The organism is Ferrimonas sediminum, from assembly GCF_900100175.1.
Lineage (GTDB): Bacteria > Pseudomonadota > Gammaproteobacteria > Enterobacterales > Shewanellaceae > Ferrimonas > Ferrimonas sediminum.
Genome location: NZ_FNEM01000005.1, coordinates 63,584 through 81,403, shown reverse-complemented (window position 1 = coordinate 81,403; position 17,820 = coordinate 63,584). Strand labels below are relative to the sequence as shown.

The window sequence follows — 17,820 nt, the reverse complement described above, 5'->3', positions numbered from 1 at the left end:
CTTAGGCTTGGCGGCGTTGGCTTCGGCAACCGGCTTAGGCTCAACCGCCTTGACCGTTTCCTTGGTGTCTTCGGCCTCGAACATCTCCAGCTGGGTTTCAGCGGCGGTGTCGGTGGCTTCAGGATAGCGGGCGGTCACCGGGTCTTTTTGAGCCTTGGCTTCCAGATCCGCAGAACCTTCCAGATCCTTCGGCTCGTCGTCGCGCTGGCGACGGCGGCGTTGGCCGGCGGCGCGCAGATGGCGAGGGCTGCGGCGACTGCGGCGGCTGTTATCACGTTCGCCGTTTTCTTCGCCGTTGCTGTCCTGGCTTTCTGCTGCGATGACAGTGTTGTCATCGGCTTTGGCTTCCGGTGCAACTGCCGGTGCGGCGGTTTCTGCTGGTGCCTGAGTTTCCTGAACTACAGGTGTCTCGACAGCGGCTACCTCAGTGTCGGCTTCGGCGGCGGCTTTCGGTGCTTCAGGCTTTTTAGGTTCCTTGACGGCAGTCGGTTTACCTTCGCTGTTCAGGCGTACGGAACGATCCAGCTTGCGACGCTGGCGACGCTCTTTTACCACTTCACGTTCACGCTTCTCTTTCTGCGGCGCTGCCTCAGTCTGAGTTTCGGCTACGGCTTCAACCGGAGTCTCGGCGGTATCGCGCTCGCGCAGAGCGGGATCCTGCTCTTTGCGGCGCATGCGACGCTGGCGAACCGGTTTGTCTTCACGCTGTTCATTGCGCTTGTCTTCGGTGCCCTGGGCTTGCTCAGGCTTACTGCGACGACGCTCCTGACCCTTGTCGGTCTTCAGCTCTTCGTCGCGTTGACGACCGCGCTCATTGCGATTGCCACGCTCGCTACGGTTGCCGCGTTCGTTGCGATCTTTACGTTCGCCCCGCTCTTTACGGTCACCGCGCTCTTTGCGCTCGCCACGTTCGCCACGTTCACCGCGCTCGCCACGTTCACCGCGCTCGCCACGTTCACCGCGCTCACCACGTTCACCGCGCTCTTTACGGTCACCGCGCTCACCACGTTCGTTGCGGCTGCCACGACGGCGATCGTTGCGACGACGGCCGTCGCCACGCTTACCGTCTTTTTCCTCTTTGGCGTCTTTACCGCCTTTGCCTTTCGCCTTGGCGGGCTTGGCTTCTTCTTCTGTCGCGAACAGCGACTTCAGACCGGCGGCAATCTTGGCAAACAGAGATGGCTCTGGCTTGGCTTTCTTAGCGGGCTTTGCTTTCTCTGCCGGCTTGGCTTTTTCCGCTTTGGCTGGTTCCGGCTTAGGCGCTGCCATGGTGCGGATGGCCGGGCGATCGGCAACCTGCTTCTCCAGTTTGCGCGGTTCGTACAATACGGCTTCCGGCGCTTCGGCAATCTGATAGCTGGCTTCGGTGATGGTGTCATCCTTGCGGTGACGGACCACTTTATAGTGTGGAGTCTCCATATGAGGATGGGGAATCACATACACCTCGACCTTGTGGCGCTCCTCGATGATGCGAATCGCTTTACGCTTTTCGTTCAGCAGGAAGGCGGCAACGTCGGTAGGCACCTGGGCCTCAATCTGCGCGGTGTTGTCCTTAATCGCTTCCTCTTCCATCAGGCGAAGAATCGACAGCGCCAGAGATTCGGTGCCTCGTACCACGCCCTGGCCGCTGCATCGCGGACAGATGTTGGCGGAGGACTCACCCAGAGACGGGCGCAGGCGCTGACGGGACATCTCCATCAGGCCAAAACGGGAGATGCGGCCAATCTGTACGCGGGCACGATCCTGACGAACGGCGTCGCGCAGACGGGTTTCCACTTCGCGCTGGTGGCGTACCGGGCCCATATCGATGAAGTCGATGACCACCAGGCCACCCAGGTCACGCAGGCGCAACTGGCGGGCAATCTCGTCGGCCGCTTCCAGGTTGGTCTGCAGTGCGGTCTCTTCGATATCGCCGCCCTTGGTCGCCCGGGCGGAGTTGATGTCGATGGCCGTCAGGGCTTCGGTGGGATCGATAACGATGGAGCCACCGGAAGGCAGTCGCACTTCACGCTGGAAGGCGGACTCAATCTGGGTCTCGATCTGGTAATGGGTGAACAGCGGTACTTCGGCTTTGTACAGTTTTACCCGGCTGACGTAGTCGGGACGAACCAGGCCGATGTGCTCAATGGCTTCGTCATAGATGCGCTGGTGATCCACCAAAATCTCGCCGATGTCGCGGCGCAGGTAGTCGCGGATAGCACGTACGATGACGTTGCTTTCCTGGTGAATCAGGAACGGAGACGGACGGGAGCCGGAGACCTCTTTGATCTTGTCCCAGTGGTTCAGCAGTACTTTAAGATCCCACTCCAGCTCTTCGGCGGCTTTGCCGACGCCAGCGGTGCGCACAATCAGGCCCATGCCCTGGGGCACGGTCAGTTTGCTCAGCGCTTCTTTCAGATCGGTACGCTCATCACCTTCGATGCGGCGGGAGATGCCGCCGGCACGAGGGTTGTTGGGCATCAGTACCAGGTAGCTGCCGGCCAGGCTGATGAAGGTGGTCAGGGCGGCGCCCTTGCTGCCACGCTCCTCTTTGTCGATCTGAACGATCACTTCCTGACCTTCCTTGATCACCTCTTTGATATTGGGGCGACCCTGGAAGGAGTACCCTTCGGGGAAGTACTCTCGGGCGATCTCTTTCAGAGGCAGGAAGCCATGGCGCTCGGCACCGTAATCCACAAAAGCGGCTTCGAGAGAAGGCTCTACTCGAGTGATTTTGCCTTTGTAAATGTTGGCTTTTTTCTGCTCGTGACCTGGGCTTTCGATGTCCAGATCGTAAAGGCGTTGCCCATCTACCAGGGCAACGCGCAACTCTTCGGATTGAGTTGCGTTAATTAGCATTCTTTTCATTTTGGGTGACTCTTAGTCCAATTAAGTTGGTCACCGCTTCAGGTCGAGCGTCGGCTGCACCGGCACCCCAGTATCAATTTTTTGCAGTCTCACGACTGGTTGACTGGGGCCATGCCAATCAACACATTAAGGCTTATAAGGGTTGGCTGCGGGCGCGCCGCAGATGCTCTCTTCAACCCTTGTTCCACTTTTTGTGCAGCTTACAACTGCTACCCGAGCGCACTGCGCTCAGGCTGAAAATTCTTTCCGGCTACAGTTCCGGACGAATGACCTGAATCGGTTTCCGATTATGCATTCCTATTAATGGGTCGACTGCTAGGGAAGGTAAGTGCCGCTCCGGTGGCAAGAAGTGTTTCATCGCTTTCCGGGGCCTGGCACCGACAAATTTTGTCTGTAAATCACCGATAGCAGGACCAAATCATTGCCGACGATTTGAAATTCACAGTTCAAACCCGTCCACAACGAAAAGAATATAGCAATTTCACCACAATGCGGCAATCGTCAATCGCGATATTATCGATAGAAAGTGGAATCGTAGTACAATAGCGGCCATGACTGATTCAAAGACTCCAAAAACACCCAAAGTGCAATGGGTGACCGTCGAGCCGGACTATGAAGGCCAGCGGATTGATAACTTTTTGCGCACTTTCCTTAAAGGCGTTCCTAAAAGCCTTATTTATCGACTACTTCGAAAAGGCGAGATTCGGGTAAACAAAAAACGGATTAAGCCGGAATACAAACTTGTTGGCGGCGATGAGATTCGCATTGCGCCGATTCGGGTGTCCGAAAAGAGCAATGAGGACACCGCCCCGTCGGCCAAATTGCGCAAGGTGGCCGAATTGGAGCAACACATCGTCTATGAAGACAAGCTGATTCTGGTGATCAACAAGCCCTCCGGCATCGCCGTCCACGGCGGCAGCGGGGTTAACTTCGGGGTGATCGAAGCGCTGCGGGCTCTGCGGCCGGAAGAGAAGAACCTGGAGTTGGTGCACCGATTGGATCGGGCCACCTCCGGATTGTTGATGCTGGCCAAGCGGCGCTCGGCGCTCAAACATATGCAGAACCAGCTTCGCAGCAAGACCATGAAGAAGCAGTACCTGGCTCTGGTGAAAGGCAAGTGGCAGGATCGCGACAAAGTGGTGAACGAGCCGCTGCTGAAGAATACCCTGAAATCCGGCGAGCGTCTGGTTCGGGTCGATGGTGAAGGTAAACCGTCCGAAACCCGTTTCAGGGTGGTGGAGCGCTTTGGCAGTGAGGCCACCCTGGTGGAAGCCAGCCCCATTACCGGTCGTACTCACCAGATTCGAGTACACGCCCAGTGTAAGGGGCACCCCATTGCCTGTGACGATCGTTACGGTGACGACGGCTTTGATCGCAGCATGAAGGAGCGGGGGTTGGACCGATTGTTCCTGCACGCCCATAAGCTGCGCTTTATTCATCCGGGCGAGGAAACCACCATCGAACTGGAAGCGCCGATGGAGCCGCGGCTCAAGCGGGCGCTGAAAGCACTGAATAGCAAATAATAGAGGAAGAGACCGCTTTGACCCCTTGCCAGATGGTGATTTTTGATTGGGACGGCACCCTGATGGACTCTGTAGACCGTATTGTCGACAGCTGGCAACGCGCCGCCACCGAGTTGGCGCTGCGGGTTCCCGATGGCGATGAGATTCGCTCCATCATCGGTTTGTCCATTGATGCGGCCATTGAGGCGTTGACGCCAGAGCTGGATTCGCAGCAGAACCAGGCTTTCCAGTTCCAGTATCGCGATTGGTACATGAACCGTAGCCAGGTGGCGACGCCGTTGTTTGAGGGGGCAGAGGAGTTGCTGCACACCCTCAAGCAGCGGGGGTATCAGTTGGCGGTGGCCACGGGTAAAGGTAGGCCGGGGTTGGAGCGGGTACTGGCCCAATCCGGCCTGGGGGCGCTATTTGATGCCAGCCGCACCCCCACCGAAGCGGCGTCTAAGCCGAATCCGGAGATGATTTTGCAGCTGTGCCAGCAGATGCGCTGCGATCCGGCGGCGGCGGTGATGGTGGGTGACGCGCTGTTTGATCTGGAGATGGCCAATCGTGCCGGTGCGGTGGGGGTGGGCGTCTCTTACGGAGCGTCGTCGGCGGCCAAACTGCAGCAAGCGGCCCCGAAAGCCATCATTCATCACCCCATGGAACTGATGGATGTACTGTCCTAGAGGTCTGAAATTGCGTCGAACGCATGAGAAAAAACGATAGAGGCAATCGATTTTTCCAGAGCCAATGCCCCAGGTTCGCAACCAATAAAAAAACCCGGAATCCAAATTCCGGGTTTTTTGTTGTCGTAAACCGGTTAGCGGTCGCTGACTTCGCTGTAATCGCGCATCGGTGTGCCGGTATACAGCTGGCGAGGGCGGCCGATTTTGTGACCAGGCTGGCTTAGCATCTCCTGCCAGTGGGCAATCCAGCCTACGGTGCGGGACAGGGCGAAAATCACCGTAAACATGGAGGTCGGAATGCCGATGGCCTTCATGATAATGCCGGAGTAGAAGTCGACGTTGGGGTACAGCTTCTTCTCGACAAAGTACGGGTCTTCCAGAGCGATGCGCTCCAGCTCCATGGCCACGTCCAGCAACGGATCCTGGATGTTCAGCTCTTTCAGGACTTCGTGACAGGTTTCGCGCATCACGGTGGCCCGGGGGTCAAAGTTCTTGTATACCCGGTGACCGAAGCCCATCAGGCGGAACGGATCGTTCTTGTCCTTAGCCTTGGCGATGAATTCGGGAATGCGATCGACGCTGCCGATTTCGGCTAGCATCTCCAGACAGGCTTCGTTGGCGCCACCGTGAGCCGGGCCCCACAGCGAGGCAACACCGGCGGAGATACAGGCGAACGGGTTGGCACCGGAGGAGCCAGCCAGGCGCACGGTGGAGGTGGAGGCGTTCTGCTCGTGATCCGCATGCAGAATAAAGATGCGATCCATGGCCCGCTCGATGACCGGATTAACGTGGTACTCCTCGCAAGGCACAGAGAACATCATGTGCAGGAAGTTACCGGCGAAGGACAGATCATTGCGTGGGTATACGAACGGCTGACCCAGGTTGTATTTGTACGCCATCGCTGCCAGGGTCGGCATTTTGGAGATCAGGCGGTAGGCACAGATCTCGCGATGGGTGGGGTTATTTACGTCCAGAGAATCGTGATAGAACGCTGACAGGGCGCCCACTACGCCACACAGAATCGCCATTGGGTGGGCGTCGCGACGGAATCCTTTGAAGAAGGTAGAGATCTGTTCGTGAACCATGGTGTGGTTACGCACAGTGCTGGAAAACTTTTCCAGTTGAGCGGCATTTGGCAGTTCGCCGTACAGTAACAGATAGCACACTTCCACATAACTGGAGCGGGTAGCCAATTGATCGATGGGGTAGCCGCGGTGCAGCAATACGCCTTTCGCGCCGTCGATAAATGTAATCTCAGACTCGCAAGAGGCGGTCGCCATAAAGCCAGGGTCAAAGGTAAAGAACCCCTGCTTCCCCAGGCTGCTAATGTCGATCACATCGTGGCCAGCAGTGCCCGATTTAATCGGCAAATCGAAGGCTTCCTGACCCGGAACCTGCAGTGTGGCTTTAGATTCAGCCATACTTTGTTCTCCTTACTACATTATTGTTATCTATCCATAACGTTGCCCCCCATTTTACGAGACACGAATCACAAAAAGCAATTGTCTGGTCGGAGCTTTAGTCGAAAAAGCACGACTTTTATTCATTTCGGGCTAACACCCACAATACAAATACTTGTGTGTGTGAAATCCCATAAATCGGCAAAATGTGATGTTTGTAATCAAAATCAGCGATATGTATACTGGGCCCGGGCCGCTGAAAAGAGGCAGTAGAGCGGTGAGGTCATGCGGGTTTTACCGGCAAACACTCGGCTAGAATATTGCCTATTTTCTGTTCCAAAAGCCTACCTTGGAGTTGGGAATGAATCCCTTACTCGGTGGATATAACAAAAAATGCTCAATGGAGCTGAGTGAGCAGCTGTGAATAAGCAAAGACCTGTGTTTTTGGATTTGAGTCAAATCCAGTTTCCGGCCACGGCGATAGCATCAATTCTGCATCGCGTCAGTGGTGTAATTACCTTCGTTGCCCTAGCCATTCTGTTGTGGCTTCTGTCGACTTCATTGAGCGGTGCTCAGGGGTTCGCCGAAGTCCAGTCCTACTTCCAGATGCTGCCGGTTAAAGTGATCCTGTGGGGCATTTTGACGGCGCTGGCATATCACGTCATTGGTGGCATTCGTCATCTGTTCCAGGATCTGGGACATTTTGAAGAGATGGGGTCAGGGAATGCCTCGGCGAAAGCCAGTTTTGCCATTACCCTGGTCGTCGCTGTTTTGGCAGGAGCCTGGTTATGGTAAAGAACGCCGCAACGTTAGGACGCAGTGGCGTCCAGGACTTCGTATTGATCCGCGCCAGCGCTCTGGTAATGCTGGCCTACCTCCTTTTCCTTGTGGGATATCTGGTTACCACCCCGGAACTGACCTTTGCCGCTTGGCAGGGGCTGTTCGCTTCGGGGGCGATGAAAGTGTTCACCCTTTTGGCGCTGTTCAGCGTACTAATCCATGGCTGGATTGGCCTGTGGCAGGTCGTCACCGACTACATCAAGCCCGCCAAATTAAGAGCCTTTCTGCTGTTCGTTATCAACGTAGTGCTGTTGGCGTATCTGGCCTCCGGCGTTGTTGTACTGTGGGGTGTGTAAGTGAGTATTCCAGTTCGCGAGTTTGACGCAATTGTGATTGGTGCCGGCGGCGCAGGTATGCGTGCAGCACTGCAGATTTCCCAGGAAGGCAAGTCGTGTGCCTTGCTGTCCAAGGTGTTTCCAACCCGGTCTCACACGGTATCGGCACAGGGTGGCATCACTGTCGCGCTGGGCAATGCCCATGATGACAACTGGGAATGGCACATGTACGACACCGTTAAGGGCTCCGATTACATCGGTGACCAGGACGCCATCGAGTACATGTGCAAGACCGGCCCGGAAGCCATCACCGAGATGGAGAACATGGGCCTGCCATTCAGCCGCTTCGAAAATGGCCGCGTCTACCAGCGTCCTTTTGGCGGTCAGTCCAAGAACTTCGGCGGTGAACAGGCCGCCAGAACGGCCGCCGCCGCAGACCGGACCGGTCATGCGTTGCTGCACTGCCTGTATCAGCAGAACGTCAAGAACAAAACCGAGGTGTACTCAGAGTGGTACGCCCTGGATCTGGTAAAAAATGAAGACGGTGCCGTCGTTGGCTGCACCGCCATCGAGATTGAAACCGGCGAGATTGTCTATTTTAAAGCCAAGGCCACCGTGCTGGCCACCGGCGGCGCCGGTCGCATCTACGCCTCCACCACCAATGCACACATCAACACCGGCGACGGCGTTGGCATGGCCCTGCGTGCCGGTGTGCCGGTGCAGGACATGGAGATGTGGCAGTTCCACCCCACCGGCATCGCCGGTGCCGGGGTACTGGTGACCGAAGGGTGTCGAGGCGAAGGCGGCTACCTGTTGAACAAAGATGGTGAGCGCTTCATGGAGCGCTATGCGCCCAATGCCAAGGATCTGGCCGGTCGCGATGTGGTGGCCCGTTCCATCATGACCGAAATTCGCGAAGGCCGCGGTTGCGATGGCCCCTGGGGCCCCCACGCCAAGCTGAAACTGGATCACCTTGGTGAAGAGGTGCTGGAGTCCCGCCTGCCGGGCATCTGTGAATTGTCCCGTACCTTTGCCCACGTCGATCCGGTCAAGGAACCGATTCCGGTGATTCCGACCTGCCACTACATGATGGGCGGCGTTCCGACCAATGTGAATGGCCAGGTGATTGGCATGAACGAAGAGCCGATCCAGGGGCTGCTGGCAGTGGGCGAAATCGCCTGTGTGTCGGTCCACGGTGCCAACCGTCTTGGCGGCAACTCGCTGCTGGATCTGGTGGTGTTTGGCCGCGCGGCCGGTAAGCACCTGGGTGAGACCCTGTCTGCCCAGCAGAGTCACAAAGAGGCCACCGAAGCGGATATCGAAGCGTCATTGGCTCGCCTGAAGCGTTGGGAAAACAACGAGAATGGCGAAGACCCGACTCAGATCCGAAAAGATCTGCAGCAGTGCATGCAGCTGAACTTCTCGGTATTCCGTCAGGGCGAGTCCATGGCCGAGGGCCTCAAGGAGCTGAAAGCCATTAAGGCCCGTCTGGACAACGCCAAACTGGATGATCGGTCAAAGGCGTTCAACACCAACCGCATCGAGTGTCTGGAGCTGGACAACCTGATGGAGACTGCGCTGGCGACCGCCGAGGCGGCCAACTTTCGCACCGAGAGCCGCGGCGCCCACTCCCGGGAAGATTACCTGGATCGGGACGATGCCAACTGGCTGTGCCACAGCATCTACAACCCGGTCAGCGGCGAGATGTCCAAGCGCGACGTCAACATGAGTCCAAAGCTGCGGGACGCCTTCCCGCCGAAAAAGCGTACCTACTAAGGAGGGGCAGAGAATGAATTTTGAAGTTTCTGTCTACCGTTACAACCCGGAGACCGATGCCAAGCCGCGGATGCAGGACTACACCCTGGATCTGCCGGAAGGCTCGGATGTGATGGTGCTGGATATCCTGCTGATGCTCAAAGAGCAGGATCCGGCGCTGGCGTTCCGTCGCTCCTGCCGCGAAGGTGTGTGTGGCTCGGACGGTCTCAATATGAACGGCAAAAATGGCCTGGCCTGCATCACCCCGATCTCTGCCTTTAACGGCAAGAAGCTGACCATTCGACCGCTGCCGGGCATGCCGGTGGTGCGGGATCTGGTGGTGGACCTGAGCCAGTTTTACACCCAGTACGAGAAGGTGAAGCCGTATCTCATCAACGACAAGGGCGGCAGCGGCAGTGAAAACCTGCAGTCGCCGGAGGAGCGGGCCAAACTTGATGGCCTGTATGAGTGCATTCTGTGCGCTTGTTGCTCTACCTCCTGCCCGTCATTCTGGTGGAACCCGGACAAGTTTGTCGGCCCGGCCGGATTGCTGCACGCCTACCGCTTCCTGGTAGACAGCCGTGATACTGCCACCGAGGAGCGTCTGGGTGATCTGGATGATGCGTTCAGTGTGTTCCGTTGCCACGGTATTATGAACTGTGTGAACGTGTGCCCTAAGGGATTGAATCCCACCAAGGCCATCGGTCACATCAAGTCGATGCTGCTGCAGCGGGCCGTGTAGCGATGCAACGAGTAGGTTATCGTTGTATTTGAATTTAAGGTCACCTCTTCGGCTGCGAAGAGCGTGACCTTTTTGTATAGTGCCCCTGACACCGCCCGCCAAAAATACGACTAAAGGGCAGTGGAAAACACAACAATAATGCCGTAGAAAGGCAACAGGTATAGCCAGGCTTGGTTTTATAAAGGAATACAGATGCAACAAGGCTCACTGCAGGATTGGCTGGATAGCTCCCATCTAGCCGGTGCCAACGCAAGTTATATCGAAGAGCTGTATGAAGCCTATCTGGATGATCCGGATGGCATCAGCGTACAGTGGCGAGACATCTTCGACCACCTGCCTAAAAACGGAACGATCCAGGAAGCGAACCATCGTCGCATTCAGGACTATTTCCGCCAGGTGGCCATGGAGCAAACCAGTTCAGTGAAAACCGCGGTCGATCCCGAGATCACCGCCAAGCAGGTTAAAGTCCTGCAGCTGATCAACGCCTATCGGTTCCGGGGCCACCAGGCCGCCAACCTTGACCCGCTCGGGTTGTGGAAACGGGAACCGGTCGTGGAATTGACCCCGGAGTTTCACGGTCTCACCGACAATGACATGGAGCGGGAATTCAACATCGGCTCGTTCGTGTCCAACAGCGATACCCTCAAGCTGGCGGACCTGTTGTCGACACTGAAATCCACTTATTGCGGCTCCATCGGTGCCGAGTACATGCACATTACCGACACCGACGAGAAGCGCTGGATTCAGCAGCGGCTGGAGCCGGTGGCGGGCAAAGCCAGCTTTGACGCCGAGCATAAGAAGCGGATTTTGTCCGGTCTGAATGCCGCCGAAGGGATGGAGAAGTACCTGGGTGCCAAGTTCCCCGGTGCCAAGCGTTTCTCGCTGGAAGGGGGGGATGCCCTGATCCCGATGATGCGGGAGCTGATCTATCGCGCCGGTGACCACGGCACCAAAGAGGTGGTGGTGGGCATGGCGCACCGTGGCCGCCTTAACGTGCTGGTCAACGTGCTGGGCAAGAAGCCCGCCGATCTGTTTGACGAGTTTGCCGGCAAGCACGATGAAACCCTGGGCAGCGGTGACGTCAAATACCACCAGGGCTTCTCATCGGATTTCGCGACCCCGTCCGGCAACGTGCATCTGGCGCTGGCGTTTAACCCGTCGCACCTGGAGATCGTCAATCCGGTGGTGATGGGCTCGGTGCGGGCGCGCATGGACCGTCTCGGCTGTGAAAATGGCCAGAAGGTGATGCCAGTGACCATCCATGGTGACTCCGCCATTGCCGGCCAGGGGGTGGTGCAGGAAACCTTCAACATGTCCAAGACCCGGGGCTTCAGCGTGGGCGGCAGCGTACGGGTGGTGGTTAATAACCAGGTCGGGTTTACGACCTCCAATCAGGAAGACACCCGCTCCACCGAGTACTGCACCGACATCGCCAAAATGGTGCAGGCGCCGATTTTCCACGTCAATGCCGATGACCCGGAAGCGGTGGCCTTTGTGGCGCAACTGGCAGTGGATTACCGTCACGAGTTTGGCCGCGATGTGGTGATTGACCTGATCTGTTATCGCCGCCATGGCCATAACGAAGCGGATGAGCCCAACGCCACCCAGCCGCTGATGTACCAGAAGATTAAGAAACACCCGACGCCGCGTAAAATCTACGCCGACCGTCTGGTGGAGCAGAGCGTGATGGCCGACTCCGAGGTCACCGAGATGGTTAACGGCTATCGGGACCTGCTGGATCAGGGCGAGTGCGTGGTGCCGGAATGGCGCACCATGACCCAACACTCTGTGGACTGGACCCCTTACCTGGGTCATGACTGGGATTGCGATTATGAGCCCAGGGTTCCGACGGCCAAGCTGCAGCAGCTTGGGGAGGCGATTTGTGACATCCCTGCCAGCCACAAGCTTCAATCCCGGGTCGCCAAGATCTACAAAGACCGTGAGCTGATGGCCGCCGGTGAAAAGCCGCTGGATTGGGGGATGGCCGAAACCCTGGCCTACGCGACCCTGCTGGATAATGGCACCCGCATTCGCATTACCGGCCAGGACTCCGGCCGTGGGACTTTTTTCCATCGCCATGCGGTACTGCATAACCAGAACGACGCCACCGCCTACATGCCGCTGCGTCACCTGAGTAAAGACCAGGCGCCTATCGAGATCTACGATTCGGTGCTGTCGGAAGAGGCGGTACTGGCGTTTGAATACGGCTATACCACTGCGGAGCCGACCACCCTGACACTGTGGGAGGCCCAGTTTGGTGACTTTGCCAACGGCGCCCAGGTGGTGATCGACCAGTTCCTCAGCTCAGGTGAGCAGAAGTGGGGCCGCTTGTGTGGCCTGACCATGTTGCTGCCCCACGGCTACGAAGGTCAGGGTCCGGAGCACTCCTCAGCCCGCCTGGAGCGCTTCCTGCAGATGTGTGCCGATCACAATATGCAGGTGTGCGTGCCGTCGACGCCGGCTCAGGTGTACCACATGATTCGCCGCCAGGAGGTGCGACCCATGCGCCGGCCACTGGTGGTGATGTCTCCGAAATCCCTGCTGCGCCATCCGCTGGCGGTGAGCAGTCTGGAGGAGTTGGCCAATGGCACCTTCCAGAACGTGATTGGAGAGATGGAAGAGCTGGATCCAAGCCAGGTAAACCGGGTGGTGTTCTGTTCCGGTAAGGTGTATTACGACCTGCTGGACAAGCGTCGTCGTAGCGAGATCACCAACGTCGCCCTGATTCGGGTCGAGCAGTTGTACCCCTTCCCTCACGAAGAGATGGCGAAGATCCTCGGCGAGTACCAGCACGTGACCGACTTCGTCTGGTGCCAGGAAGAGCCGCAAAACCAGGGCGCCTGGTACTCCAGTCAGCACCATTTCTGGCAGGCGATCCCCTCTGGGGCCAACCTGACCTACGCCGGCCGCGAGGCCTCGGCAGCTCCGGCGGTAGGGTATCCTTCCGTTCATAACAAACAACAACAGGCGCTGGTGAATGCCGCCCTGAATATTGAAGAATAATTGCACAAGGAAAGGTTCAGATGAGCATCGAAATTAAGGTTCCCGTACTGCCAGAGTCAGTCGCCGATGCCTCCATCGCCACATGGCACGTTCAGCCAGGCGACAGCGTTAGCCGCGATCAGGTATTGGTCGACATCGAAACCGACAAAGTGGTGTTGGAAGTTCCGGCGCCGGAAGACGGCGTCATCAGCGAAATTAAGCATGAAGAGGGCGATACCGTGCTTGGCGAGCAGGTGATTGCCCTGTTTAAGGCCGGGGCTGCACCTGGCGCCGAAGTCAGCAAGCAGGAAGCCGAGGCCAAGATCGACGCGACCGCCGACGTGGCTGAAGTGGCGGGTGAAGGCAATGACGCCCTGAGTCCCTCCGTGCGCCGCCTGATTGCCGAACACAACCTGGACGCCGCCACCATCACCGGTACCGGTGTCGGTGGGCGCATCAGTAAAGAAGACGTGGAAGCCTTCCTGAAGAGCAAGCCTGCGGCGGCGCCGGTGGCTCAGGCGGAAGCGCCGGCAGTCGAGCTGTCCGGTCGCACCGACAAGCGGGTACCGATGACCCGTCTGCGTAAGCGCATCGCCGAACGCCTGCTGGAGGCCAAGAACTCCACCGCCATGCTGACCACCTTCAACGAGGTCAACATGCAGCCAATCATGGTGCTGCGTAAGCAGTACCAGGACATCTTTGAGAAGCGTCACGGCATTCGCCTGGGCTTTATGTCTTTCTACGTCAAGGCCGTGGTTGAAGCGCTGAAGCGTTACCCCCAGGTCAACGCCTCACTGGATGGCGATGACATGGTGTATCACAACTACTTCGATATCAGCATCGCCGTCTCCACCCCCCGCGGCCTGGTGACGCCGGTACTGCGCGATGCCGACAAGCTGTCGGTGGCGGAGATTGAGAAGGGCATCAAAGAGCTGGCCATTAAGGGCCGCGACGGCAAGCTGACCGTGGAAGAGCTGACCGGCGGTAACTTCACCATTACTAACGGCGGCGTGTTCGGCAGCCTGATGTCCACTCCGATCATCAATCCACCTCAGAGTGCGATTCTGGGCATGCATGCCATCAAGGATCGGCCGATGGCGGTGGATGGCAAGGTCGAGATTCTGCCGATGATGTACCTGGCGCTGTCCTACGATCACCGGGTGATCGACGGCAAGGAGTCGGTTGGTTTCCTGGTAACGATTAAAGAGTTGTTGGAAGATCCTACGCGTCTGCTGTTGGACATCTAACCAAAAAAACGGTCGCCCTCGACACAGGGGCGACCACCCATGCCCGGTCGGAATTTAGGCCGGAATAACAAGACGTTATATGGATAGAACATATGAATCTGCATGAGTATCAAGCTAAGCAGCTGTTCGCTGAATACGGGCTGCCAGTTTCAGAGGGTTACGCCTGCTCCACCGCTCACGAAGCGGCTGAAGCGGCGGATAAGATCGGAGGCGACAAGTGGGTCGTCAAGTGTCAGGTACACGCCGGTGGCCGGGGTAAGGCCGGTGGCGTAAAACTGGCGTCCAGCAAAGATGAGATCCGCGAGTTTGCACAGAACTGGCTGGGTAGGAACCTGGTGACCTATCAGACTGACGCCAATGGTCAGCCGGTCACCAAAATTCTGGTGGAGTCCTGCACCGACATCGATCAGGAGCTGTACCTGGGCGCCGTGGTTGACCGTGGCAGCCAGCGCATCGTGTTTATGGCGTCCACCGAGGGTGGTGTCGAGATTGAAAAGGTGGCGGAAGAGACGCCGGAGCTGATTCATAAAGCCGCCATCGATCCTCTGGTGGGACCGCAAGCCTACCAGGGGCGTGAACTGGCGTTCAAACTGGGCCTCAAGGGTGACCAGATTAAGCAGTTCACCAAGATCTTCATGGGTCTGGGGCAGATGTTTATCGATCTGGATTTTGCACTGCTGGAGATCAACCCGCTGGTGATCACCGACCAGGGCAACCTGCACTGTCTGGACGGCAAGATCAACATCGATTCCAACGCGTTGTACCGTCAGTCCTCTATCCGCGAACTGCATGATCCGTCTCAGGAAGATGCCCGTGAAGCCCATGCGGCTCAGTGGGAGCTGAACTACGTGGCACTGGATGGCAACATCGGTTGCATGGTCAACGGCGCTGGCCTGGCCATGGGCACCATGGACATCGTCAACCTGCACGGCGGCCAGCCTGCCAACTTCCTGGATGTGGGCGGCGGTGCCACCAAGGAGCGGGTCACCGAAGCCTTCAAGATCATCCTGTCCGATGACAACGTCAAAGCGGTACTGGTCAACATCTTCGGCGGCATCGTCCGCTGCGACCTGATTGCCGACGGCGTGATTGGCGCCGTGGAAGAGGTGGGCGTCGCCGTACCTGTGGTGGTGCGTCTGGAAGGGAACAATGCCGAGCTGGGCCGGAAGCGCCTGGCTGAGTCGGGTCTGAACATCATCGCTGCCACCAGTCTGACCGACGCCGCGCAGCAAGTAGTAAAAGCCGCGGAGGGTCAGTAATGAGCGTTCTAATTAACAAAGACACCAAGGTCATCTGTCAGGGGTTTACTGGCGGTCAGGGCACGTTCCACTCCGAGCAGGCGATTGCCTATGGCACCCAGATGGTGGGCGGCGTGTCTCCCGGTAAAGGCGGCACCGAGCATCTGGGACTGCCCGTATTCAACACCGTACGTGAAGCGGTGGCGGCCACCGGCGCGACGGCGACCGTTATCTACGTACCGGCGCCGTTCTGTAAAGACGCCATTCTGGAAGCGATCGATGCCGGTATCGAGCTCATCGTGACCATCACCGAAGGCATTCCTACGCTGGATATGCTGGAGGTGAAGGTGAAGCTGGATCAAGCCGGTGTGCGGATGATTGGCCCGAACTGTCCGGGTGTGATCACTCCCGGCGAGTGCAAGATTGGCATTATGCCCGGCCATATTCATAAGCCAGGCAAAGTGGGCATCGTGTCCCGTTCCGGTACCCTGACCTACGAAGCGGTTAAGCAGACTACCGATGAAGGGTTTGGCCAGTCCACCTGTGTCGGCATTGGCGGCGATCCGATTCCAGGCTCCAACTTCATCGACGTGCTGAAGATGTTCCAGGAAGACCCTGCTACCGAAGCCATCGTGATGATTGGTGAAATCGGCGGTACTGCCGAAGAGGAAGCGGCGGCGTTCATCAAGGCCAACGTCACCAAGCCGGTGGTATCTTACATTGCCGGTGTTACCGCGCCTGCGGGCAAGCGCATGGGCCACGCCGGAGCCATCATCGCCGGTGGTAAAGGCACCGCCGATGAGAAGTTTGCTGCCCTGGAAGACGCTGGCGTTAGAACCGTACGGTCGCTGGCGGAGATCGGCAGCGCGCTGCGTGACATCACCGGTTGGTAATACCAGTTTCATTAGGTAGGTGTTCAACCTAATGCGACGGAGAAATTGCTCCAATCAAGGTGTGAGACGCAACTGCTAGAGGTTCTAACAGTCAGTCTTACAACGCAGAGTGGGACGATTTAAGCGAGCAGTAGTGAGCAGATATTTAGTGAAATTGGTATCAGCTGCCCCGAGTCAGTGCTCACTCACTGACCGGCAGCGAAACGGGCCCCTCGGGGCCCGTTTTTTTATTGCTTAAACAGAGCGGTGCCTGGGCGCCTACAGGTGCTTAATGGAGTTTGAAATCGATTTTGACGGTGGTGACGGCGGTCACCGCCTGCCCGTCTTCAAACCTCGGAGCATAACGCCACTGGCTGACCGCTTTTTCGGTTTCCTTGATAAACAACTTGCTGCCACGGTTTTCCACCAGGTCGGTGCCGGAGACAAACCCCTTATCGTCGATGGTAAGCTTGAGGATAACGCTCCCCTCCTGACGGCGCTTAAGGGCGCTGCGGGGCCAGCGTGGCTCTTTGCGGTACAGGGGGGTGGCTTCCACATCCTCCCGCCAGGGGGTCATCTGGCCGATGGCCAGGCAATGGGTCGTGGCCGCCTCACTCTGGCCCTCCTTCTCGAGCAGGGGAACCAGCCGTGAGTGGGCGGCAAGAGCATAGGGGTGGGAGTAGTCCAGTACGTTGAACAGGGCCACAACCTTTTCATAGTGCGCTATGGCCTGCTCCGGATCGTTGAAGCCCTGGGCATAGATACCATTGAGGAATTCGGCTTCGGCTCGCTGGACAGTGTTGCCCTGTGCCTGCCGGGCAATCAACCCCAGAGCCTGTTGGGCGTAGTCGCGCCCCTGACGTGGCGTGTTGCGGGTCATGGCGTTAGCCAGTTCCATTAACATGATGCCGTGATTGTAGCTGTGCTTGCCATAATGGCGTTCACTGATGCGGGCGTAATTGTGGTAGTAGCTGCTGTTCCCTCCGTCGCTGTGCTGCTGCAGTGCCAGATAGAGATCCAGCAGCTCGACGGCGTCGTTACCATAGGTGGCCTTAAATACGGCCAGCGATGGCTTCAGCAGCCTGGTAGCGGCCTTGTGATCCCGAGTCTGGTTGGCCAGGTTCAGCGCCAGTGTGGCGGTGTTGATGGAGTCTTTGCCATACTCCTTGCTGCCCAGTTCATAGGCCAGCCGGGCGGTTTCGGCGATCTGTTGCGGGTTGCCGGTTTCCACGGCGGTTAGATAGGCTTGGTAGGCCTTACCGGCCTCGTCCCCGGCAAAGGCACCGAGCGACAGACACAACAGCAGAATCGAGACCCATTGGCACTTTTTCATCACGAACATCCCTGATTTTACAACAAAAGCGCCACGAGTCTAAGATGTGGCCGTGGTGGATACAAGCAGTTTTAATGCTTTGGTGACTGTATCTTCCAGAT

13 protein-coding genes are annotated in these 17,820 nt (G+C 57.6%); 10 read left to right on the top strand and 3 right to left on the bottom strand.

Translation table 11 applies throughout. From position 1 onward, the window contains the following. Positions 1–2,847, bottom strand: a 2,847-nt coding sequence (gene rne / locus BLT77_RS08165; RefSeq protein ID WP_090364593.1) for a ribonuclease E, incomplete at its 3' end; no start/stop codon positions are given. Between the two features lie 551 nt (positions 2,848–3,398). Here rne and rluC point away from each other — a divergent pair. After that, positions 3,399–4,370: a 23S rRNA pseudouridine(955/2504/2580) synthase RluC gene (gene rluC, locus BLT77_RS08160; RefSeq protein WP_090364590.1), complete on the top strand. Its 972-nt coding sequence runs from the start codon at positions 3,399–3,401 to the stop codon at positions 4,368–4,370. Positions 4,371–4,387: 17 nt separating this feature from the next. After that, positions 4,388–5,035, top strand: coding sequence for an HAD family hydrolase (locus BLT77_RS08155; protein WP_245709898.1), 648 nt, complete (start codon positions 4,388–4,390; stop codon positions 5,033–5,035). Between the two features lie 134 nt (positions 5,036–5,169). Here the strand turns inward: BLT77_RS08155 and BLT77_RS08150 are convergent, their stop codons facing one another. Beyond that, complete coding sequence (locus tag BLT77_RS08150; RefSeq protein WP_090364586.1) at positions 5,170–6,456, bottom strand: citrate synthase; 1,287 nt, start codon at positions 6,454–6,456, stop codon at positions 5,170–5,172. A gap of 399 nt (positions 6,457–6,855) precedes the next feature. Between BLT77_RS08150 and sdhC the strand changes: the two genes are divergently transcribed. The 8 genes from sdhC to sucD all read left to right on the top strand — a co-directional run bounded on the left by sdhC (position 6,856) and on the right by sucD (position 16,407). After that, positions 6,856–7,230 carry a succinate dehydrogenase, cytochrome b556 subunit gene (gene sdhC / locus BLT77_RS08145; RefSeq protein ID WP_090364584.1) on the top strand — a complete coding sequence of 125 codons (375 nt, stop codon included), beginning with the start codon at positions 6,856–6,858 and terminating at the stop codon, positions 7,228–7,230. Beyond that, positions 7,224–7,571, top strand: a complete 348-nt coding sequence (sdhD, locus tag BLT77_RS08140; protein ID WP_090364582.1) for a succinate dehydrogenase, hydrophobic membrane anchor protein — start codon at positions 7,224–7,226, stop codon at positions 7,569–7,571. Before sdhC ends, sdhD begins: the two co-directional genes overlap by 7 nt. Continuing rightward, positions 7,572–9,326, top strand: a complete 1,755-nt coding sequence (gene sdhA, locus BLT77_RS08135) for a succinate dehydrogenase flavoprotein subunit (RefSeq protein ID WP_090364580.1) — start codon at positions 7,572–7,574, stop codon at positions 9,324–9,326. A gap of 13 nt (positions 9,327–9,339) precedes the next feature. After that, on the top strand, positions 9,340–10,047 hold the full coding sequence (locus tag BLT77_RS08130) for a succinate dehydrogenase iron-sulfur subunit (protein WP_090364578.1): 708 nt from the start codon (positions 9,340–9,342) through the stop codon (positions 10,045–10,047). Positions 10,048–10,239: 192 nt separating this feature from the next. After that, complete coding sequence (gene sucA / locus BLT77_RS08125; RefSeq protein ID WP_090364576.1) at positions 10,240–13,050, top strand: 2-oxoglutarate dehydrogenase E1 component; 2,811 nt, start codon at positions 10,240–10,242, stop codon at positions 13,048–13,050. 20 nt (positions 13,051–13,070) lie between these two features. Further along, positions 13,071–14,276 (top strand): 2-oxoglutarate dehydrogenase complex dihydrolipoyllysine-residue succinyltransferase, encoded by a 1,206-nt coding sequence (gene odhB, locus BLT77_RS08120; protein ID WP_090364574.1) that lies wholly within the window; start codon positions 13,071–13,073, stop codon positions 14,274–14,276. Between the two features lie 92 nt (positions 14,277–14,368). After that, the gene (sucC, locus tag BLT77_RS08115) at positions 14,369–15,535 is read left to right on the top strand and encodes an ADP-forming succinate--CoA ligase subunit beta (RefSeq protein WP_090364572.1); all 1,167 of its coding nucleotides are present in this window, start codon (positions 14,369–14,371) and stop codon (positions 15,533–15,535) included. Further along, the gene (gene sucD / locus BLT77_RS08110; RefSeq protein WP_090364570.1) at positions 15,535–16,407 is read left to right on the top strand and encodes a succinate--CoA ligase subunit alpha; all 873 of its coding nucleotides are present in this window, start codon (positions 15,535–15,537) and stop codon (positions 16,405–16,407) included. The genes sucC and sucD overlap by 1 nt, the downstream gene beginning before the upstream one ends. 268 nt (positions 16,408–16,675) lie before the next feature. On the opposite strand, the gene BLT77_RS08105 is transcribed toward sucD, so the two are convergent. Continuing rightward, complete coding sequence (locus BLT77_RS08105; RefSeq protein WP_176819236.1) at positions 16,676–17,719, bottom strand: energy transducer TonB; 1,044 nt, start codon at positions 17,717–17,719, stop codon at positions 16,676–16,678. Positions 17,720–17,820: the final 101 nt, after the last annotated feature.

Coding starts and splice junctions, on each gene's coding strand:
- rluC (WP_090364590.1), top strand. CDS start 3,399: ATGACTGATTCAAAGACTCCAAAAACACCCAAAGTGCAATGGGTGACC.
- BLT77_RS08150 (WP_090364586.1), bottom strand. CDS start 6,456: ATGGCTGAATCTAAAGCCACACTGCAGGTTCCGGGTCAGGAAGCCTTC.
- sdhD (WP_090364582.1), top strand. CDS start 7,224: ATGGTAAAGAACGCCGCAACGTTAGGACGCAGTGGCGTCCAGGACTTC.
- BLT77_RS08130 (WP_090364578.1), top strand. CDS start 9,340: ATGAATTTTGAAGTTTCTGTCTACCGTTACAACCCGGAGACCGATGCC.
- sucA (WP_090364576.1), top strand. CDS start 10,240: ATGCAACAAGGCTCACTGCAGGATTGGCTGGATAGCTCCCATCTAGCC.
- odhB (WP_090364574.1), top strand. CDS start 13,071: ATGAGCATCGAAATTAAGGTTCCCGTACTGCCAGAGTCAGTCGCCGAT.
- sucC (WP_090364572.1), top strand. CDS start 14,369: ATGAATCTGCATGAGTATCAAGCTAAGCAGCTGTTCGCTGAATACGGG.
- sucD (WP_090364570.1), top strand. CDS start 15,535: ATGAGCGTTCTAATTAACAAAGACACCAAGGTCATCTGTCAGGGGTTT.
- BLT77_RS08105 (WP_176819236.1), bottom strand. CDS start 17,719: ATGAAAAAGTGCCAATGGGTCTCGATTCTGCTGTTGTGTCTGTCGCTC.